Here is a 21,388-nt window from a genome sequence, read left to right as displayed (position 1 = left end):
AATGAACTTAAAAGCAACGCTTTTATGATTGCCTGTTAATGACAAGTGTTGAAAGTTGTTTTAATGGTTGTCCGCTTTGGTTCTATACCGGCTTTTGTTAACGCAATGGATCAATAAGCTGGTCCTGCAACGTATTGGTCGCTATAAATTGTTCATACATAGCTTTCCATCCTGCATATACGCCTTCATCAGAAAAAGAATGGTTATGCCAGATCATGCTGAAGAAACCGTTGATCTGCTTTACTTCGTTATAAAGTTGCCGAAGATCAGTCAGGGCTTCAGCCGGGGTTTCTTTTTTATAAAAAATGGAAGTTGCTTCCATAAAGCAGAACGGGAAGATAAGCAGCGAGGTTGCTGTTTCTTTTTCCAGGTCGTACCAGTAAAAGGGAGTGGCCGCGGAAGCGCGGAACCCGTTTTCGTCTGCATAGCCCATCGTGCAGTCAAAGCCAATGCCTGCTTCCAGCAGATTGCGGTAAGTGCCCGGCAGGTTTAGTTTTAAGAAATGCTGGCGCGATGTAGTGACCGGCGCTCCCGTTATAGAAGCTAGGGTTGCTTTTTCTTTTTTTAGAATAGCGCTGCTTTTATTGCTTTGCCAGGAAGGGTGCAGGCCAACGGGGTAGCGGATCGCATGGTCAGCGATCAACGATTTCATTGCCGGGTGGGCGGGCGGAATATTTTTGTCGTTTTTGCCGGTGCGCTCCGCTACCAGGAAAAAATAATAAGGGTTTAAATGATATTGTTCATGCAAATGGTTCAGCCATCCGAACTGGTCAAACGGGTCTTTTTCCCTTCCGGTTAATACTTTAAAGCGCCTGCTAAAGGCAGCAAACTGAAGGCTGATGGCTTCTTTCAGAAAATTCATTCCGTTTCTGAGAATGCCCTTATGCTTATAGCTCCAGGCCATATCAATATCATAGGTAGGAACAAATAAGAACGAAGATTGGCGGAAGGCATAAGCCGGAAAGATGCGCAGCAGCTCTTTTTTTAATAGTTCCATCCAGTAATGGATCAGTGGCTTTTTTAAAAACCCGTTTTTGAACGCAAGGGACTGTACTGCAGGAAAGCGCCCGTACCGGTCCGGCTCAAAAGGCAGGTACTCTTCATAGCGGCTTAGCAAGTAGAAGCTGGCTGCAAAAAGATCGAACCCTACCAGGCTTTCATTACAAAAGAAAACGGGGATGTTGCTGCTTCTCTTTACAAGAATATTTTGTTGTTTTATGCCGGTCTGTTCCAGCAGGCCCTGCGGGATAATTGACAAACAAGGCGCATCAAAAACAGTATGGGAGTAATTGATTTTAGCGCCTGGGTAATTATTAAATGCAACAGCATCATTTGTCAGTTGCCATTCTTCAACACCCAGCTCTTTTGAAAAGAACTGAACAATATATTGCAGCCGGGGGGTAATATGTTTGCTGTAGATCAGCATCAGCTTTGTCCGTCAAAAATAAGCGGAATATTATCATTCTGAGTTTCCAATTTGCGCTGCAAAAACAATAAAGCCAGGCATGCTCTCTGCCCCCGGCAATTTATAATGAACCGGGATCAAAAAACAGGAATTTCACGTGGGACTGACCAAAAAATAATGTCAGCCTGTTCCGGCACCCGGTGCCATTATCGCTTTTCCCGGTTGTTTTACTGCAACGGCTAACCGGGCAAAGCCGGTTGAACTGCGCTGTCCGGAATTTATTTTAGCGAGGATCCAGTTTGTTGTTGTTTATTCCGCCGTTCCTGCCACTGCTCATTAAATGATTTTTTGGGGAAATAGAGCTTGCTGTGATTTTTGGTCCAGGCGCCGGCTACCAGGTTCATAAAGGTGCTTTTTATATTGCCGTTAACCAGGTCCATCCGGCCCCGTTTCAGCATGGCAGCTTTCCACAGCTTCCAGGAAAATTTTTCTACTACCGGTGCGTATCCATCCTGAACAGCTTCATAGCGGTTTTCCAGCAGCAATTCGTGCAGGTTGATCTTTACCGCGCATACTTCCGTGCAATTCCCGCAGAGAGAGGAGGCATGGCTCAGGTGCTTCCACTCCTTCATATTTTTTAAATGCGGCGTGATCACTGAGCCAATAGGGCCGCTGTAAGTAGTGCTGTAGGAGTGACCGCCGATATTTTTATAAACAGGGCAGGCATTGAGGCAGGCGCCGCAGCGGATGCAGTACAGTGCTTCGCGTGCTTTCTCATTGGCCAGCATCCTCGTGCGGCCATTGTCTAACAAAATCACATACATTTCATCCGGACCATCCACCTCATGCTCCTGCCGCGGACCGGTAACAATGGTGCTGTAGGAGGTAATGCGCTGGCCGGTTCCAAAGCTGCTGAGCAGCGGCCAGAAGAGCGCAAGGTCGGTCATGGAAGGGATCACTTTTTCAATGCCCGCTACTACAATATGTGTTCTAGGCATAGAGCAGCTTAAGCGGGCATTACCTTCATTTTCAGTAATGGCAATCCCCCCAATATCCGCAATTAAGAAATTAGCGCCGGTAATGCCTACTTCCGCCTGCATATATTTTTCGCGCAGTTTTGCTCTTGCGGTTAAGGTAAGCTGTTCCGCGCTGTCGTTAGGATCCGTGCCCAGCTTTTCGGCAAAAAGCCGGGCAATATCCTGGCGGCTTTTATGCATGGCCGGGGTTACAATATGATAAGGAGGTTCACCGTCCAACTGCTGAATATATTCACCAAGATCCGTTTCCACACTTTCAATATGATGTTTTGCAAGGTGATCGTTCAGGTGTAGCTCCTCGGTAACCATGCTTTTGCTTTTTACCACGGTTTTGCAGTTCTTCTGCCGGCAGATCTCCAGGATCGCTTCATTGGCCTGCCGCGCATCGGTGCACCAGATCACTTTTGCACCGCGTTTGCTGATATTGGCCTCAAAATTTTCCAGCGTCTGATCCAGCACTTCAATGGCTTTCCATTTCAGGTTCTTTGCACGTTCCCTTGCCAGGTTCAGGTTCGCAAACTGCTGTTGTCCTCCCGGAACAGCGGCATTATAACGGGCAATATTAAAATTGATGACCTTGCGGTGCTCCCTGTCAAATGCCTTTTCCCTGCTTTTTTTCTGAAATGTATATGCTGTGTGCGACATGGGTACAAATTTAAAACAATGCTGCGAATGCACGGATGGAAACGTTAAATTATAGCTGGGGGCTCCTGAAGTAAGGGCGAAAGACCTTTCGCCCTTACTTCAGGAGCCCTTGCAGAAACTCCCGGAATTGCCTGCTGCTATAGTTGGCAGTACCCTCATGCCGGTAAACGATGTTGCCGTTTTTGTCCAGCACAACTGTAGTGGGCAATGTGCCTTTGTACCACGTAGCAGGAATGGTACTTTGGGAAACAGCTACAGGCATCTGAAATTTTTTTCCCTTTATAAATTCGGCTGCTTTTTTCGGGTCCTTGTCTGCATTTACCAAAAGGAAAAGGATATTGGGGTTATTTTTGAGCTTTGCGTAAAGATCATTTATAGCAGGCATTTCTGCAATGCAGGGCGGGCACCAGGTGGCCCAGAAATTAATAAAGACCACTTTATTCCTGAAGGATTCATTTGTAAAATGCTGACCGTCTGAAGTGCTGAAATGTATTGGGTAGCCGGCCGGAATGCCCTGCTGCGGCCTTACATCCGATACATCCGGTTGAAACAGCCCAAGGTTCATCAGCCCTGCAATAATTTTTGCCTTAAAGCGCGGACTGATCAGCATAGCCAGTATAAACGCAAACAGCAGCAGGGCAATGCTATTGGACAGTATTTTCTTTTGAGGGATTTTCACGATGATAAAGGTAGCAGGCGAAATATTTTTCGCCTGCTACCCTGTCTTTTTAATAAGCGCCTTCAACTGCTGAAATGCCTGTTTTTCCAGTCCGGAGATCTCAATCAGCCGGTCGCCCATATTGTCATAGTCGGCTTGCGTATTCAGCCTGCCTTTATAAATGCCGGATGCCTGTATGGCTGCATCGCGCCATTTGTCGCCCGCCTCTGTAAACTGCCGGGAAATATCAAACAGCTCATCTAATTGCAGGTATTGGTGCGCCTGTTGTAAAAAAGCGCCGTAAATAAAACGGAAGCCGCCGCCGCCGGTGCCGATCTCTTCCTGCATGCGCACCAGTTGCGCCAGGTAACTGCGGGCTTTCTGATCGCCCAGCTTGCTTTTCCATTTTTTAATCTGCCTGCCCGTATAGGCAATTCCGTCAGTGCCCCCAATGGGGCCGGGTATGTGCAGCATATCACGGCAATTCCGTTTAATGCCTGTAATGATCGCCTTGCGTAATTGTTCATCTGTGGCCTCTTTCAGTTGATCGCCTGGGTAATACATCTGGCCGCGGGGGGCAAACGCGCCTTTGGCAAAACGTACCCGTTCCAGTTCATAGGCTGTCATGGTAACCAGGTCTTCCATAATGGGGTCGCTGATCACATAATTATCGCCCTGCTTATCTACAACGATCAGGTTGTGCGCGTTAAAATGGAAACGGTATTCTTTTGGGAAATAGGTCAGGTAAAAAACACCCACCTGGCAGGCGGTGGGCTTCCCTGCTAAAACGCGCTCATCCAGCTCCTGCATGGCTTTTTCATGCGAACGGTATTTTTTACGGGTAACAGGTATGCCCAAAGAATTGCAGGTGCGTTTAAAGATCAGACCTGGCATGGTACGGAAAGAAATAGCGGGGCCTCCATTCACCTTCATAAAAGGCAATTGAATGTAGAACAGTCCGGAACCAATTCCAAAAGCCAGCGGCTCAGTCAGTTTATGCACGCCATAGTGGCCCAGCAATGCAGTGGTTACACCGTTTTCGCAATGTGCGGCCTGTAAATGTTTAAAGTTTGTATGTTGAAGCTCCAATTTATTTTTGTTTATGGTTGATGGTTCATTGTTCATAGCAGACACCATGAACGATAAACTATGAACTATGATTTATTTATTAAAAGGATTTTTCAGCTCTTCTACGCTCACTTCAAAAAGTGCAGCGTATTTTTTAAGTTTGTCTTCTGAAAGCTTCTGAAAACCGGATGGTTTTAAATGCTTTTTTATAGTCCATTTCCAGTAGCCGGTATAGGATGCTAAAATGTTCAGATCCATAATACGCTTTTCCATGAAATAAAGGATAGGGCTTGCCTCCCCATTCAGCACTTTTTGTTTGGCCGCTTCCACTTTTTCTTCCACATCATGCCAGGCAATATTCAGCGCTTCGGTCTTTACTTCCCAACCTGTACTTTGCCCGGTGGAATAGTTGCCTTTATCATCCACCACATAAGTTACCTCTTTAGCAATTTTGCCAAGAGCGCCATTGTCTTGCGGTATTTCTTCTTTTTTCACCGTTTTATTTTTATGGTTCCTGCTGCAGCGCTTCTATCGGCTTTGTTGTGTCACTCACCCGATATTGGGAGCATTGCCTGGTAATGCTGTTCAGCTTTTCTTATATTTCTTTTTGGAATTTCGTTTTGTATGGAAAACGGCGGATATAATAACCTCTTTTCCGGATTCGTCAAAACTATAAACAATAAGGTATGGATATTTATTGATCGGGCACTCCCGGTAAGGTTTTTTTCTCACCGGAAACCGGTCAGGATGCTGTTTGATAATATTGATCCTTTTTGAGATTTCGGATTGGAATTTTTCTCCAAGGCCAGGCGTCTTTTCCTCATACCATTCGTGGGCTTCAATAATATCTTGAACAGCGGAAGGTAATAGAATGACCTTATAGTTCATTTTTTGCTATCCCTTTTTGCACGTAATTCATCCAGGGTTGAACTTATTTCCTCCCATGTATAGCCTTTGCTTTTGCCACTCTTAAAGTGTTCTCTTTCACGGTCCAGCCGGGCTACAAAATCTTCATCCTTCCACCACACATATTCTGTTTCTATCTCTTCCTCTAAAATAGTGTAGATCGCCTTTATCTTTTTATCATCAGCAAAGCGTATATATTCCTGTAATTTATCCCTGATAGCTGCTGTTGTCATAAAAACTACTTTCCTACAAATTTAAGAATTTTTGAAAAGGGAGCATGTTAACAAAGACGGGCTGATAACATTTTTGTTTTTTCTTACAAAAGAATGATTTACAAAGACGAAGCACATGATTAAAAGTTCCCTGCGGATTTCACAGGACTGTGCAGACAAATACTTGCATATCCTCACGGTTAAATCCGCTGTGAAATGCATCATGCAAATATGCTGTGCAGTATAAAAAAGTGAAACCATGGACTATGGTTTATCGACTATTGACTTTTTTATACCGCCGTCAGCAAGGCATACATATAGCTGAACCTTGAGCTTTCAGGCACCAGCAAAAATACTTTATCGCCTTTTTTCAGCTGGCCGCTATGAAACAGTTCATCTACCATAAAGTAAACAGATGCCGCGCCCACATTGCCTACCTTGCTGAGGTTTACAAACCATTTTTCATAAGGGATGTGATGGCCCAGCTTTATATGTTCCTCATAAATTTTATCCTTAAAGAAATTGCTGCTCATATGCGGCAGGTACCAGGTAATGTCATCAGGGTTCAGGCCACGGCGCTCAAACAGCTCCGGCAGGATTTTCCCCCCCAGGGGTACAATATTCGGGCTTAATAGTTTCACATCCTGTTTAATGCTTAAAATTGATTTTTCGTTCTGCTCTTCATGGCCAAATTCCAGCCAGCTTTTCAGTTGCCCGTCTTCCTGCTTTTCAGCGCCCATGTACATACAGGCTTCCATATGGTCGGCATAGGAAATGCCCTCCATCCATTCAATCTTCAGGCTGAGGCCGGTTTCATTTTTTTTATCAGAAATCAGAAAAGCCGAGGCCCCGTCGGAAAGCATCCAGCGCAAAAACTCTTTATCAAAGCTGATGTACGGATTTTCCTCCAGCGCTTCCAGCTTATGCGCTTCATCTTCAAACTGGTTGGCAACAAGGGAGGCCGAAAAACGCTCAGAACCGGTTGCTATAGCTGTTTTTGCATCGCCGCCCTTTACGGCCATGTACGCATATTTTAATGCATGCATACCAGCGCAGCAAACTCCCGCGGGCGATACTACTTCAATGGAGCCCAGTTGCGGTAACCAGCCATGCACCATTACGCCATGTGATGGCATCATCTGGTCAGGCGATGAAGTACCGCAGGAAAGCACATCTATATGACGAATACCTTCAGGATCGTTTCTGAATAATTCTTTAATAGCTGCTGCTGTCAGCTGGGCATTGGTATGGGTAATCTTACCACCTTTTTCCAGCGCGTAATACCGGTTGGTGATGGCATTGTTCCTTAATACAATTCTTCTGGATTTAGAGGGTTTTCCATTGATATAGCCCAGGTATTCTTCCATTTCATCATTGGATACCGGGTTGTTTGGGAAATAATGCGAGGTACGGTTAATATAAACGTCGTTCATATATTCGGGTTATAATCTACACTTGAATAATAGTTCATTTGCTGTTTTATCTTTTTCTGATTGAATGGTCTTACCAGTATCAAATCTACTAATAAAATAATGGGAGATGCTACTAATAATGCCACGGCAAGATAATATTTATAGGCCACAAGTATCTTTTTCCTGTTTTGGGGATGTTTGTTAATGATATTCACCCATTTCTGAAAGATTTTGCCGGCTTTTCTTTCAATGAACATTAAGGAATACTTTACAGGAACCGCTTTTTGCTGTACCAGTGCCGGCTGGAGAGCGTCCCAATCACCTGTTTTTAATGCATTGCAGACCGTTTGGCCAAATACGGAGGCATGGGCAATGTCTTCATCAGATACTCCGGGTAAGGGAAAGATCCCCCATTTTCTTGTTTTTTTACCGGTGCCCAGCCAGTGAAAAATGGTAAAATAACTCAGATGGTTCAGATGCCGGTCAGCCAGGGCAATGTTGCCTACATGCCGGGTGGCTGCCTGCCGGAGCAATTTTTTGTTCTTCTCCATAGCATTGATCCACATATTGCGGCATCCGCAAATGGTTACCAAAGGGGTATCCTTTATAATTGCCTGAAACCGTTCGTCCTGTAAAATCGAACTGACCGGAATACTGGGGGAGAGGTTCCAGGGTTGCCATGCGAGCACTATAAGATCATACCGGTCATATTTTGTAGTCCAGGGCTCCAATGCTGTGGGAATTACCTCAACAGATTCAGGAACCGTATCAAAAAAGACGGGGATCGTCCAGGGAAAAGGAAAATGATGCCGTGTTTGTATACGAAGAAGGTCAATTTCCGCGCCATCCGCCATCAGCGGTTGCAAAAAAGAATCAAGAATTTGCTTTGTTTGTCCAGATTGCGTGTAATAAACCGCTAATATCCTTTTGTTCATGTTACAAAAGCTCCCCTAAAGATTTTGATTTTTTGCTGTAGTTTTTAATGCTTTGCCGGGTTTCAGCAGGAAGTGAAGCAAACTGTTCTCTGATCAATTTACTGTCTTCCCCGATGTTTTTGGAATACCCCATGCTTCTGGGTGCATTTTCCTGGATCATAAGACGTAAAAAGCGGAATTCCCCGTTCCGTGGCGCGGAAGCAATGGCTGCCTCCAGCTTTTTGTGCCCCTGTTTAAAAGTGGAAAGTTTTTTTGCAGGAATACTGAGCAGGCCGGCCTTGCGCATTTCCAGCGCCCCCTCCAATGCCAGTTTTTCATTGCCGCTGGCATAGGAATCCAACCGGCTCAGCTGTGCATCAATTGCCTTGGCCGAATTACCGGCCATTGCTTCATAAAATGCTGATTTTGATTGCGCCATGCTAATGTTCGCTATCAATATAATCATCAGAATCCCAACAAAAGATAAAATGCGTTTCATCGTAAAAATAAGTTTGCAAAAGTAACGGATTATTCGGGAGTATCCGATCTATTTTCGTTGTAAAAACAATAAGATACGGCGATCCCTGTAATATATTCCTGTATGATGAATCTGAATGGGTTAAGGTTGGTTGGTATCATTTTTGAATTGTTAAAACCGGGAATCTGGTAAAAAAGGGATCAATTACAGCGTTTTTTTATCAAAAACCTATAATTTTACAGCTTCACCACTATATCGTCACAGACAAAACCTTATGTATGGCGCAACTAACCGAACCAGTCTTCAGCATTAATGGGACCCCGTTAATGCAGTTTACCTCTTTTAGCCTTTACCAGAGCATATTTGATCACCACCGTTTTACTCTTGTTTGTCCGGCCCAGTCTATTGATGGAAAAATGGGCATGTTCACTGCTTCCAGGGATATGATCGGGGCCACTTTTGGCGCACGGATCACAGGTGTGGGGTTACAGGGGGCAGTTTTGTTCAATGGTATTATAACAGGAATAGAAACCGCCCGGTTTACCGGCCATCATGGCGATGTGATCATTACAGGCTATAGCCCTACCATTATATTAGACAGCGGTCCTCATTGTAAAAGCTGGGAAAAAAAAGCGATCAAGAATATAGCACAGGATGTATTAAAGTTTTTCCCCCAGAATTTACTGGAGCCAAAGGTACAGCCTCTTTATGGAGAAACGCTGGCGTATACAGTACAGTATAAAGAAACAGCATGGCAGTTTTTGCAGCGGCTGACGAGCACTTACGGAGAATGGCTGTTCTGGGACGGCAGGAGCCTGATTGCAGGCCCACCGAGGGAAAGTAAAAAAACGGAGCTGGTGTATGGCAGAAACCTGAGCCGTTTTAATGTGGCCTTACAGGCAAGGCCCACCCAGATGCAGTTGATGGCCTGGGATTACCTGAACAGCCAGGTGTATACGAGCCAGCCCCAGGGTGTGGAGCAGAAAGCAGGGCTGAACCCGTGGGGGGAGCAGGTATACAAAGCAGCCCAGACCGTTTATGGCACGCAGCCTAAACAATGGAACAACCGTTTCCTGACCAGCAAAAAGCAACAGGATGATATAACTACTTTAAAGAGTGCAATTGAGAGCAGCAAAATGGTACGTTTTAACGGCCAGAGCGGTCACCCCGGCGTAGCGCTGGGCACAAGGATCGAAGTAAGCGGCAGCAATGTGTTTACCCTGGGCACCGAAGGGTATGGAGAATACCTGGTTACGGGAATTAACCATTATGTGGATGCGCGGGGGCATTATGAGAATGATTTCAGTGCGGTGCCCAGCAGTCTGAAAGTGCCACCTGTAGAAGTGCCATCAGATCCTGTATGTGAAACACAGAGCGCAATAGTAACGGACAATAATGATTACAACGGTTTGGGGAGGGTACGGGTAAAGTTCCACTGGATGAACGGGTCGGAAAAGACACCGTGGATCCGGGTAACGAGTCCGCATGGCGGCGGAGAAAAGGGGCACTTTTTCATACCGGAGGTAGGGGAGGAGGTGATCGTAGGCTTTGAGAGTGACAGTGCCACGAAGCCATATGTGATCGGGACGGTATACCATGGGGCCGCCAATAATAGTTTCAGCAATGAAAAGAACGACCTGAAAGTCATAAAAACGCGAAGCGGCCATACAGTAGAGTTTAACGATGCCGGAGAAGGTACACATATCATTATCAAGGATCCGGGCGGTAATGAAATCTATCTGGATACTACCGGCAAGAATATTACCATTACCGCCCCGGAAACGATGACCTTTAATGCGAAGAATATGCATTTCAACGTAACGGAGAACATGACCAGCACAATAGGTAAGGACCAGACAACCAATATAGGTCAGAACAAAACAATTGCTATTGGCAGGGATCATGTGCATACAACAGGCGGTATAAATACGGTATCAATAGGAGGAAACAGCATGGTAAGTATCAGTGGAAAGCTGACAGAACTGATCGAGGGGGATGTGCATTCTGAAGCCAAGCAGGAACGTATAGAGTCGAGCCATGGTGATTTTAATATAAGTTCCGGGCAGAGCCTGCTGAAACATGCACAAAAAGTAGTACAGAATAACAGTGGTGAAAACGGAAAAGCCAATTAGCAATGAGCAGAATAAGAATTGCAAAGGGCACGTATACAAAGATCACGCAGGGCAATCATAATATGTTTTCCAGGGAAAATATCAATGCCTATGCCGGTAATGTGATCAGGGAAAAAGGCGAGGAGGAAGGGGTAATGCATGGCAGCCCGGAGCCCGCCCCTGTGAGTGATATAGCTTTTCTAATAAAGGTATTTGATAACGGCAATGAGATTAAAGAAGGTGCCTATGTATTTATTTCCGAAAACCCGGAAATGCCCAGATTGAAAATAGAGCTCACTATTGGTAAAGACTATAATTATAAAAAAGTGCTGTTCCGGTTAAAAACGGAATTCGTTTTTAAAGCTTCTGAAGTATTATTTGACCGGAACGATATTGATTATTTTCCTGCAAAATCAGATACAGGACAAAACATGTTCAGAGAGGCTGCTGCGGGGCAGGTAACCAGTTGGGAAGTGGACTTCCGGGGATTATTCAGGGGCGGAACGGCAACCGTTGAAGCATATAGTGGGGATGGAAAAACGTTGATTAAGAAGTTTATTTTTTATATAAGAGGTAAGAATCCGCTAAAAACAACAGTAAAAGATTACCTCACAAGTCAGCAATACCTATCGAAGTATTGGTTCGTATTTAAGATTATCGTCAGCGAATCCGGCAGTGAAGATGTTACGGTGGCCCGCCAGTTCTGGGACCCGGAATATGTAAAAACAAAAGTAAAAGGGAAAATAAAAAAAGTAGAAGCTAATTACGGACCATCAGGCCGGGGGCTCGAAAGCAAGGGTATGCCCAATTATGGTTTTCCGGATGGATGGGGAGTGGGGCAAATTGACTTTGCTGCTGAAAAAAGAAATAAGTCGGCCCTGTCAAAAGCTGATGCCGCCTGGCTGGACAACCTTGATAAGAATCCGGATTATATATGGAACTGGAAGAAAAATATTGAGATAAAAATGACCAAGAAAATTCCTGAAAAAGTGAAGGCGGCGGTTGCGCAGTTCAATAAGATCTTTAAAGGCGTAAAAACACTCCAGTCTTTTTCGCAGCAGGAAGGGTTGATTACCTATAAAACCTGCCCCAGCACAATCAGTGAATTTTCGGCTTTTAGTAGCTATCTGCCGGATACGGCTTCCGGTGATTCCGAAAAATCAATCCTGGATGCGGAACTGATCAAACTTTATAATGGCGGGCATTATATTACCGGGGTTACCTCAAAAGGCGCACTCCAGATCAACCGGCTAAACAGTCTTGGATTTAATTACAATGAACGGATCGGCAATGTTAAAGATTAAAGAATGAAACGACTGATACAAATAGGCTGGGTGGTGTTTTGCTGTTTTCTTTATCAGGAAGTACAGGCAAGTGATACTGCCGGGAATGTAAAGCACCGGAGTGTACCTGATTACAGCCTGCAAGACTCGCTTCCTTCTGTATTTGTGGAAAAATGGATATTGAATATCCGTAACAAAAAGCACATACTGAGATTTGAGTACAGGAAAAATCCGGACGACGCATCCCTGGTTGTTACAATCTTAAATAAGGATGCTTTATTTCCGGAATCGTTTTACAAAAAACTGGAGGCTTATTTTGAGCTGACCCCTTTTCTTTCTTCCGGCGCCGTTTATTCCGAGGTATATGAACGCTGCCATGCTGCAGGATTCATAGATAATAGCCAGGTGTCGTATGTAAAGGAACCATATGGTCATATGACTGCAAAAGCACTTTATATTTATGATATAGACAATGATGGTATACCGGAAATATTGCTGGCTGATAAGGAGGGCTCATCTGCAGATAACAATATATATGAGCTGTACCGGCTGAATAAACAGACAGGCCGGTTTGTAAAGGCCGATCATTTTTTTAAGGGAGCATTTTATGGCTGGGATCAAACGAAGAAATATATTATTACCGGGATGAGCGATACGCAGGAACGGCACCTGGTAAAGAATAAAATCTTCAACGGTGCACTGGTGCCGGTAAAAAAATGTATTATAGCTGCCAGTGAGGGAAATACGTGTTTTTAAAATGAATTATTGTTTGATTTGATCAGTGCATTACATAGAAAAAATGAATTTATCTCTCTGCCAAAAGATGTTGGAACAAGGCGTTACGGCGTATCTGTTAAATATTATAGAGCAACAGCAGAACAGCCGTATAAACGGATCGACTATGAAGTGACTATAAGTCTGGAGGAGCATGAGCTGGGATGGCTGATGCGACTGAATAAGCAACAGCTTTTTTTCAACCGGCACGAACCGGATACGATCAGCGAACGGTTTGCTGCTGTGATTTCCCGCTCATTATATCCTGTGGAAACAGTGATCGACGGCTGGGGAATGCAGGTAACAGGTATTGTAAATCATGAAGAGATTATCAGGCGCTGGAATATAAATAAACAAAAAATGTTAGAAAAATATGAGGGCGCAACCGTAGCAGATTTTGTAAATGCTGTTGATAAAAAAATGGCAAATAGCTCTTTAATACAGCAGTCACTGAAATATGATTGGTTCTGGAACTTGTTTTTTCATCCAAAGTATCTGGCGTACTCATCCACTTATGCACAACAATTAGACCTGTACCTGTCAGTGATACCTTACAGGTATCCGGTGCGTTTTCCGGGTATCCAGAAGATCATTCCTGAAATTACCAGCTATGGTTCAGTAGTTGTGAAATTTGAATCAGAAGAAATGAAGGTATTAAACGAATTGCTGCCGGAAAAAGCGATCCCCGAAAATGCATTTATGAAGCTGGCCGTGGATTTTGACCTGGATAGCAAACAGCATTTTGCTATGCATACAAAAGCGGTATTAAGCATATATCTTAAAGAAGGAAAATATACTACTGTGCCGGTAAAAAAAACACAGTTCACCATGTACCAGCTTTGATGCAACAATAATAAAAAATAGCAAACCCGAAAAATCACAAACATGTCTCAGAAAGAAAAGGTAGTACAAGGGGCCATCTGCAAATGTCAGTTTGGAACTACTCCTGATAAACTGGTAGTACTCACCCACAAAAAATGGTATGCTAATGATAAGGATGGCAGGGAAAAATTACTGGCTACCCATAAGGATATTGGCGTTCCTTTTCAGAACAAGACTTTTGGCTCCTGTAAAAAAATGAATAATAACCCTTGTGTGCCCAGTATAACAAAGTGGGACGGGTACTATGAAAAAGAAAAATACGACCCACCGGGTGGCTATGTGCTGACGAAGGATTGTAAAGCTACCTGTGCAGTAGCTGGCACTGCCTGTGTTGAGATAACAATGAGCGGCCAGACAGGTCAGCCCATGAAGAAAAATATAGAGAATGCGGATGAGGAGTTGCAGGCACAGGTAAATCCCCTGGTGAATATGAAGAAAATGAATCAGAAAGACCCGTATGAATTTTTAAATATACAGTAACCTCATGGGCAAGGTAATAAAATGCAAATTTGACACAGGTGCGTTTGCTACTAATCCGTTCATGGATAACCTTTTTAGAGGAGATGTAAAAAAAGGTGATACCATATCTATAAAAGAAGGCTCCAGGATGAAGTTTTATGTGGATGCGAGTTGTTTTGATGACGCTGTTGTATCAACGGAAACAAAGTGGGCATTTATTTATGATGCTTATTATAAAGAAGGGAGTACAAACCAGTATAATTCGCTTTGGGCAGATATCAGCGGCAGTAGCGGCAGCAACACTCCAAGTAATAAGGCGCCTGATGTTGGAGAACTGCTGGCTAAAGAGGAGCGGAACAAGCCTGTGGCTGCATTGGGAATAGGAACGCAATATAAAACAGGAACGGAGTTTGTTATTTCTCCCGCCGGAACAAGCTTTTATTATGGATTTAAACAACGGGTGGTTGTGTTTACAAATGACCCCGAGCAGGAGTTCTATTTTTTTGTAATACCCTATACGGATCCGAATATTACCTACGCCTATTTTGATAAAAATATAAGACCATTTCGTTTTGGGGATATTGTTAGTCTGACAATCTGCCTTCATCAGTATCCGGATTATGTTGTCGGTTCAAAAAGCTATTTTGCAAATATTTATCTTATGGATAAAGATGAAGCGGCAAAATTTCCTACCCGGAAGAATACTTCAGGAGTATTGGAAGACCAAACTGATGAACTTACCGATGCTGATTTATTTGAGGGGAAGCATAAGAAAGTAAAGCTGACTGCAAGTACTCGAAGTAATAACATAAATACATATCTCACATTTAATTTCCCGTTAACCTTAGAATGGCGCGACTCAGGAAAGAAACAACGCTATTTTGTGCCAGTAGTAGAAATCTTTGAAGTAGAGAAAGGGATGATATTTGATTCTGACAAGATCGTTGACTATAGAAATTTTGCAGAGATGCCTAGCTCGGGGTTACAGCAATACGATCAGAAATTAATTGGTATAGAAACTGTTGAAACCTACAAAGATCAGCCCAATAGTGAGATTTTAGTGGAATATGAAACAACGGATGAAATACTATCCAGGGTAGAACGGGAAAAAGGAGAAATGATCCAATACATAGGCGACATTCAGTATACCCGCAAGGAACACAATCCCTGTGCTTATTCAATGATAAGTGTTAAAGAGGGGCAGGGTATGCCGGTTATTATTTTTGATGAATTTAAACTGAAAGAAGGTGTTGATGATAAAACCGATAAAACAGTATTCTGTATCATTGCAGGGGAAAAGGAAAAAAAGGAAGTGACCGTTACTGCCAAGTATAAAAAAAATGTAGGAGCGCCTGAAGAATCCATTCACATTGGAAGTAAATACAAGTGTGAGCAGATTTTAAATGATGGTAAAGATCACAGCAGTAGCGAGGAAGTGTTTAAAATGAATTGGATTGTGGGACAAATGAGACCGTCAAAAGAAACAGGTTTTTATATAGAGAATTTTCTAAACTATTACCAGCCTAATCCGTTAGCCCCGTCAAATGCGTCAAAAGCCGGTATTTTAAATCCGGTTGCAGGAAAAAAGCAATATAAAGACGATCAAGAAGCCAAAGGAGTGTCTGCATCGAAGGCAGATCAGGCCAAGTATCAGGCAGTGACCGTTGCTGGAGTGCAGGGATTACAAAAGAAAGATTATACGATCAATGGTGATTCCATCACATTAAGGTTGGGTTACTATTTCTATAAAACGTATGATAACGAGGTATTGGACTATCTGGCCACACAGGAATACCTGGAAGGGGGGATTGTGTCAGATAATTTTAAAAACATCTGGATTGTCAGATATTTACTAAAGCTTATCAAGAAGGAGGAATTAGCACAAACCTATTTTGTACCGGTTACAACCTGTCGTTACCCAAACCAGCTTGCATTGATTAAAGCATATCCTTCTATGAAATGGGTAATCAATTTTAATTATAATATTGAAACTCCGGTTTACTATGCTGCGACGACGGCCTTGACAGAACATTATAGCGGTTTTAATGAAGGGCGAGTGGTTACCAGTAATAATAATACCCGTAAGAATATTCTGAATAGCCTGATTTCAAACGGATTGCAACCATATGTGGGACGGGAAACAACATTTGGCCTGTATGTAGAATGCGAGGTGGGGAGTGGAAATAAGATTGTGCTAGGAGATGAGTTCGGAAAGAAATTCAGAAAAATATTATCTCCAATACTATGGGTTATCAATAAGCTGGATGGAGACATGCAGGTAAGTGAGGCGCGCAGAACTGAGGCTCGGCTGCGTGTTGCAAATAGTGGGCTGCTTGGTCGGTTGAATAAACTACCTATGAGCTTTTCCTTGGAACCTCCAAAAGTTGGCGTTGGCGTTGGCATTAAAGCTGTTTCCCAAAATGGTATGATTACTTACGAACTGGATGGGCATCTGATTGCAGACCCGCTGCTTGGAGCAAATGTAAAATTGGATCTGTTGGTTCTGGGAAGTAAATTCAAACCCTGGGGGGCTATTATTGATGCATTGGATCTGGCAAGCTGGCTGAGCAATGTTGTGAGTGGAGGAAGACTGGAATTTACTTATGAGTTCTATTTTCAATTATCTGCACAAATCAAACTAGTTGGCAATGACTCCCAAAAGGAAACGGCTACTAATGCCAGAGTGGTCTACAATTTTGCGAGCCGAAAATTTTCAGGTACTATTGCCCTGCAAGGTTATTTAGAGGGGAAAATTCAGATGAGTGCTTTATTAAAAGTGAAGGTTAAAGCTGAAAATGGCAAGGATATGACTCAGTACAGAACAGAGGATAATGACAAGAAAGCGGCGGAGTTCGGAATAGAAGTCACTGCAAAATCTTTCGTAACGATCACCATTGGAAAAGACTTTGGAATGGGCGCTGGCAAATGGGGTGCAGATTTCTATTTTTCTGGAGTTCAGGCCTTTATTAAGGTGAAGGCCGGTTTTAAAGGACTTGATGATGATTTGAAGCTAATTCCTCATGTCAATAAAAAAATCGATTTAATTAAAGGAGAAGTAAATGATTAGAATGAATTTATTTTTATTATTGGTCGCAATAGTATGCGTGAACTGTTCCGGAACCACACAAAAACAAAAAAACAAGGAAAAAGATATGGGACATCCTAATAATTATACATTAATATATGACTTTCCGCTGGATGGTGAAATGATGGTTAATGATGTAGTAATTGATAAAAGCCTTTATGGAAATTTGAGTGGAACTGAATTTATCAATTATTTTATTTTGAAAAACGGACAACAAAAAATACAGACTGAATTGACCCATCCTTATCTTTTGCAGGGGAAATTGATTGATTCAAATACCCTAAAATCTGCAAGTGAGGAATTTGCTTTATACAATACTCAGTCCAATAATGGGGAAGTGCAGGAGATTCAACTATTAAAAAAGCTCAATTTTCCTGATTTGAAAGCCCCAACTCCCTCCGTAAAATCAGAATGGAGTTTTGATGCGCAGCTCCCCTTTGAATTGGAAGGATGGAAAAACTCCGAAGATCTGTCTTCCTGGGATCCAAAGGCGTTGGAAACTGCGGTAGTAAAAAAGTTTAATCAACTACGTGATCTGCTAAACTCCGGAGATGGCCAGCAATTTGTTAATGAGCTGACATTTTCAAATAATGAATTTTTTATCTCAAATTATTATACAGATGATCAAAAAAAAGCATATTTAAAAAATCTGGTTGAAGATTTTTCACAACAAAAGGACCGGGTTCCACCGGTTGAAAATTACCGGCTCCGAGTGATGGGGGGAGGTAAGGTTGTAACGCTGGAAACAATGGGCAAATTCAAAGGCCAGGGAGCGCTTACTACTGATGTCCCGGAAAAAAATAAACTTTATGCTATTTATGTAATGCTTGATAAACCAAAGAATAGCAAGGATTTTCGAGTAGTGCGTATGTTGTCTTTTAAAACAGGATTAATAAAATAGGAAATAGTGCAATGATTAGTAGGACATTCTAGGGGTTATTATGTAATAGGATATTTATTACAAAGTAAACGATAACAGACGATGGATTTTTGTGATATACCATCACAAGAATAATCAATAACATATTCAGCGCTTCCGTTCCCTGCTTTTAAGCGATGTTCCGGTTTTGAATATCTATAAAACATGGCGTTAATAATAACAAAATCTTAAAATCAATCAATTTTTTTAAAAGCTGTTGAAAATTGGCCATTAGTATTCGAAAAACAACTATTTTTGATGCCCCGTATAGTATTGTATGGGTGAATTAATTGTTTAACAAGCCTTAAATTTCTATTTAAAATGGCAGCTAAGATTAGATTGCAAAGACACGGGTCAAAGAAAAGACCTTTCTACTTTATCGTAGTGGCAGACGCCAGGAGCCCTCGTGATGGTAAGTTTATTCAAAAATTAGGTACGTACAACCCACTGACCATTCCTGCTACAATTGAGCTGGATCGTCAGAAGGCGTTGGAATGGCTGAACAAAGGGGCTACACCAACAGATACGGTACGCCGTATCCTGAGTTTCAAAGGTGTATTATACCTGAAACACTTACTGCGTGGGGTTAAATTGGGCCTGTTTGATGAAGCAGCGGCTATGCAGAAATTCACTGCATGGAGCGCTGAACATGATGAACAGATTAAAAAACGTACTGCAAAAGCTATTGAGGAGCGAAAAGCAAAACGTAGAGTGGCCAGTGCCGCTCCGCGTAAAACAGTCGCTTCTAAACAAGAATCAGCTCCTGAAGCCAGCGCTGAAGGAAATGGCGAATAGTAGAAGAATGTTTTTCAACCGGGGAAAGCGGCTTTATGCCGCTTTCTCTTTTTAATTTTGGAGGAGATTTCTATGAGATCCGGCCAGAGCCATATCCGTATTGGGAAAATTGCAGGCATATTTGGCCTGAAAGGAGAGATTGTATTACAGCACGCGCTGGGCACCCCAAACCTGGAAGGGCTGGAAAAGATCTTCATCAAAGATAAAAGCGGCCGCCTGCTGCCCTGGTTTGTTGCGGCAGTCCGCCCTAAAAATAATGAAGAAACCTACCTGAAACTGGAAGATATTGCTGTACCGGAAAAGGCAAGGCCCTTGCTGCAAAAGGAAGTATGGCTGAGTGAGGATGATTTTAAACGATATGCCAGCAAATCGTCGCCCATCAGCCTCCTGGGTTATACCGTTAAAGACGGGAAACAGGTGCTGGGCACCATACAGGAGATAATAGAGCAGCCACATCAGCTTCTTTGCCGTATAACTGTTCAGGGCAGGGAAGTATTCATTCCTTTACATGAAGAGAGCCTTAAAAAGATAGATCACCGGTATAAGAATATTACAGTATCCCTGCCCGATGGGTTACTGGAGGTATACCTGGGTTAAGGGCCCGGGGCAATTGCTTCTGCCAGTTTAGAGTAACCGGCTTCATTGGGATGCAGTCCGTCTGTAAACAGGGTTTCGTCAATTTTCCCCGAGGCAAGGAGCAACTGCTTGCCCGGATCTGAAAACAGGTACCCCCCTGCTGTTGCTAATTGCCGGAGTTGTGTATTAATGGACGCAATACGCTTTTCGGTATTCCGCCTGGGCAGGATGCCTACCAGTTTTATCATAGCCTGCGGCTGCCGTTGCCGGATCTGCTTCAGCAGAAAATCAATGCCCTTTACAATGTCCTCATCTGTGTTGCCGCCAATATTATTGGTACCGATCATTAAAACGATATTCTGTGCGTTAAATCCATCCAGCTCACCATGATAAATACGCCATAATACGTTCTCAATACGGTCCCATCCAAAGCCCATATTCCGGAAATTCTTTAAATACCGGTTCCAGCTTTTTTCTCCCCGTGCTATATGAGCCTTAGGCGCTCCTGCCCAGTAATGGACAATTGAATTGCCGATGATCATATTAACAGGCGGCTGCTCCCGGTTCATTTGCAGTTCCTGCTCATGCCGTTGCTTCCATTCATAGCCATTGGCTTCCCGGCGCTGGCTTACAGGCAGGGTCGTAATTGTGGTGCCTGCAGGCATGTTCAGGATTTCACGTAGTATTTTTTCGTAGGCATCAGCATAAGCCTGCATGCCAAGGTCATTAGGATGCACATAATCCACCGTTCCGTCTGCCGGAAAATGAATGGCTTCTCTTGTAAGATAATACAGGTCTTTAATGCCTTGTTTTTTGAGGTCATTACAGGCTTTCTGCTGCACCGTGTTCAGCCGTTTCCAGATATTACCGGTGGTAGTATCGGTTCCATCATTATAGTAACCGATATGATCCGTAAGCAGGATCGGCCCTTTATGATTTTTACGGATGGTTGTTACACCATAGATTACCCGGTTATATACTTCATCATCAGACAGGGCGCCCATATTGGGAAGACAATCAAATACGTAAGCCTTTGCATCCAGTTCGTTAACAAGATCCACTGCCGCCTTTTCAAAAGGCCCGTTGCCGGAAAAGGCAAGATTCATGACCGGATAATCGAGTTTACGCGATAAGATATTGGTCCAGCCCATAGCAGGCCGGGATGCGCAGCCTCCCTGGGCAATAGAGGTACCGTAAACGATAACGGGTTTTTCTTTCAGCAGTGGAATAAATTCAAAATAGCTGTTTTCAGGTATACCGATCTGCATCCATTTTACGCCATTATACAAGGGCAGGAACAACCGGTATTCAAACCCTTTTTTATGAAAGGTTCCTGTAAAGAGTTTTTTGTACACATAAGAAACCGTATCTGCAAACCGGTAAGAACCGCTGGCACGGTGCCATCCGCCGTTTTCATCAATAGCATATAAATCAATACCGGAAACACCGGTTGCAGGCATATGGTTCATGGCAGGGCTGCCGGTAACTCCGTAACATATGGTAATTTCCGGCGCATTGGTATAAAAATGAATGCTCAGACCGGCTGTATTCTGCGAAAGTTCCCAAACCGGTTTCCGCACTTTCTCTTCTGCCCGCGCAGGCAGACGGGTAAATGTTTTACCAATTTCCTTTGTCCAGCCCTGATTCTGGATAACGGGTTCGCCTGCATTCAGGGGATCATACCATTTTGTCTGTGCAAATACAGGATGGATAAAAAGGGCAAAAACAAGGGTAAGGACAACGCGCATGGAGGAAGATTTATTACAATA

At 43.3% G+C, this 21,388-nt stretch carries 20 protein-coding genes; 9 read left to right on the top strand and 11 right to left on the bottom strand.

The features are described from left to right. Positions 1-97: 97 nt before the first annotated feature. The 10 genes from A8C56_RS18495 to A8C56_RS18450 all read right to left on the bottom strand — a co-directional run bounded on the left by A8C56_RS18495 (position 98) and on the right by A8C56_RS18450 (position 8,756). Positions 98-1,426 carry a polysaccharide deacetylase family protein gene (locus A8C56_RS18495; RefSeq protein ID WP_067759354.1) on the bottom strand — a complete coding sequence of 443 codons (1,329 nt, stop codon included), beginning with the start codon at positions 1,424-1,426 and terminating at the stop codon, positions 98-100. A 257-nt stretch (positions 1,427-1,683) separates the two neighbouring features. After that, positions 1,684-3,087: a LutB/LldF family L-lactate oxidation iron-sulfur protein gene (locus A8C56_RS18490; protein ID WP_067759352.1), complete on the bottom strand. Its 1,404-nt coding sequence runs from the start codon at positions 3,085-3,087 to the stop codon at positions 1,684-1,686. Between the two features lie 94 nt (positions 3,088-3,181). After that, positions 3,182-3,766 (bottom strand): TlpA family protein disulfide reductase, encoded by a 585-nt coding sequence (locus tag A8C56_RS18485; RefSeq protein WP_067759349.1) that lies wholly within the window; start codon positions 3,764-3,766, stop codon positions 3,182-3,184. A gap of 36 nt (positions 3,767-3,802) precedes the next feature. Further along, positions 3,803-4,834 carry a BtrH N-terminal domain-containing protein gene (locus A8C56_RS18480; protein ID WP_084490455.1) on the bottom strand — a complete coding sequence of 344 codons (1,032 nt, stop codon included), beginning with the start codon at positions 4,832-4,834 and terminating at the stop codon, positions 3,803-3,805. Between the two features lie 72 nt (positions 4,835-4,906). Then, the gene (locus A8C56_RS18475; RefSeq protein WP_067759347.1) at positions 4,907-5,308 is read right to left on the bottom strand and encodes a hypothetical protein; all 402 of its coding nucleotides are present in this window, start codon (positions 5,306-5,308) and stop codon (positions 4,907-4,909) included. A gap of 90 nt (positions 5,309-5,398) precedes the next feature. Next, positions 5,399-5,701, bottom strand: a complete 303-nt coding sequence (locus A8C56_RS18470) for a type II toxin-antitoxin system RelE/ParE family toxin (RefSeq protein WP_067759344.1) — start codon at positions 5,699-5,701, stop codon at positions 5,399-5,401. Continuing rightward, a complete protein-coding gene (locus A8C56_RS18465; protein WP_067759342.1) occupies positions 5,698-5,952 on the bottom strand; it encodes a hypothetical protein in 255 nt (84 codons plus the stop codon). The genes A8C56_RS18470 and A8C56_RS18465 overlap by 4 nt, the downstream gene beginning before the upstream one ends. A 269-nt stretch (positions 5,953-6,221) precedes the next feature. Continuing rightward, positions 6,222-7,364 carry a beta-ketoacyl-ACP synthase III gene (locus tag A8C56_RS18460; protein WP_067759339.1) on the bottom strand — a complete coding sequence of 381 codons (1,143 nt, stop codon included), beginning with the start codon at positions 7,362-7,364 and terminating at the stop codon, positions 6,222-6,224. Beyond that, positions 7,361-8,278, bottom strand: a complete 918-nt coding sequence (locus tag A8C56_RS18455; RefSeq protein ID WP_067759337.1) for a hypothetical protein — start codon at positions 8,276-8,278, stop codon at positions 7,361-7,363. The genes A8C56_RS18460 and A8C56_RS18455 overlap by 4 nt, the downstream gene beginning before the upstream one ends. Before the next feature lies 1 nt (position 8,279). Then, complete coding sequence (locus tag A8C56_RS18450; RefSeq protein WP_067759334.1) at positions 8,280-8,756, bottom strand: hypothetical protein; 477 nt, start codon at positions 8,754-8,756, stop codon at positions 8,280-8,282. Positions 8,757-9,013: 257 nt separating this feature from the next. On the opposite strand from A8C56_RS18450, the gene A8C56_RS18445 reads away from it, so the two are divergent. The 9 genes from A8C56_RS18445 to A8C56_RS18405 all read left to right on the top strand — a co-directional run bounded on the left by A8C56_RS18445 (position 9,014) and on the right by A8C56_RS18405 (position 19,640). Beyond that, positions 9,014-10,867: a type VI secretion system Vgr family protein gene (locus tag A8C56_RS18445; protein WP_084490277.1), complete on the top strand. Its 1,854-nt coding sequence runs from the start codon at positions 9,014-9,016 to the stop codon at positions 10,865-10,867. Between the two features lie 2 nt (positions 10,868-10,869). Continuing rightward, positions 10,870-12,150 carry a hypothetical protein gene (locus A8C56_RS18440; RefSeq protein ID WP_067759332.1) on the top strand — a complete coding sequence of 427 codons (1,281 nt, stop codon included), beginning with the start codon at positions 10,870-10,872 and terminating at the stop codon, positions 12,148-12,150. 3 nt (positions 12,151-12,153) lie between these two features. Then, a complete protein-coding gene (locus A8C56_RS18435; RefSeq protein ID WP_067759330.1) occupies positions 12,154-12,885 on the top strand; it encodes a hypothetical protein in 732 nt (243 codons plus the stop codon). Positions 12,886-12,894: 9 nt separating this feature from the next. Further along, positions 12,895-13,746 (top strand): hypothetical protein, encoded by an 852-nt coding sequence (locus A8C56_RS18430; protein WP_067759327.1) that lies wholly within the window; start codon positions 12,895-12,897, stop codon positions 13,744-13,746. A 42-nt stretch (positions 13,747-13,788) separates the two neighbouring features. Further along, on the top strand, positions 13,789-14,265 hold the full coding sequence (locus A8C56_RS18425) for a DUF4280 domain-containing protein (RefSeq protein WP_067759325.1): 477 nt from the start codon (positions 13,789-13,791) through the stop codon (positions 14,263-14,265). A gap of 4 nt (positions 14,266-14,269) precedes the next feature. Beyond that, positions 14,270-17,311, top strand: a complete 3,042-nt coding sequence (locus tag A8C56_RS18420; protein ID WP_067759321.1) for a hypothetical protein — start codon at positions 14,270-14,272, stop codon at positions 17,309-17,311. A 1-nt stretch (position 17,312) separates the two neighbouring features. After that, positions 17,313-18,230 (top strand): hypothetical protein, encoded by a 918-nt coding sequence (locus A8C56_RS18415; RefSeq protein WP_067759319.1) that lies wholly within the window; start codon positions 17,313-17,315, stop codon positions 18,228-18,230. Between the two features lie 339 nt (positions 18,231-18,569). Beyond that, positions 18,570-19,043 (top strand): 30S ribosomal protein S16, encoded by a 474-nt coding sequence (rpsP, locus tag A8C56_RS25420; protein ID WP_067759317.1) that lies wholly within the window; start codon positions 18,570-18,572, stop codon positions 19,041-19,043. A 57-nt stretch (positions 19,044-19,100) separates the two neighbouring features. Next, positions 19,101-19,640, top strand: a complete 540-nt coding sequence (locus A8C56_RS18405) for a ribosome maturation factor RimM (protein ID WP_245645575.1) — start codon at positions 19,101-19,103, stop codon at positions 19,638-19,640. Here the strand turns inward: A8C56_RS18405 and A8C56_RS18400 are convergent. After that, positions 19,637-21,367 (bottom strand): SGNH/GDSL hydrolase family protein, encoded by a 1,731-nt coding sequence (locus tag A8C56_RS18400; RefSeq protein WP_067759312.1) that lies wholly within the window; start codon positions 21,365-21,367, stop codon positions 19,637-19,639. The two genes, A8C56_RS18405 and A8C56_RS18400, sit on opposite strands and share 4 nt — an antisense overlap. Positions 21,368-21,388: the final 21 nt, after the last annotated feature.

It is taken from the genome of Niabella ginsenosidivorans (assembly GCF_001654455.1).
GTDB classification, from domain to species: domain Bacteria; phylum Bacteroidota; class Bacteroidia; order Chitinophagales; family Chitinophagaceae; genus Niabella; species Niabella ginsenosidivorans.
This window is presented reverse-complemented; position numbering and strand designations above follow the sequence as displayed.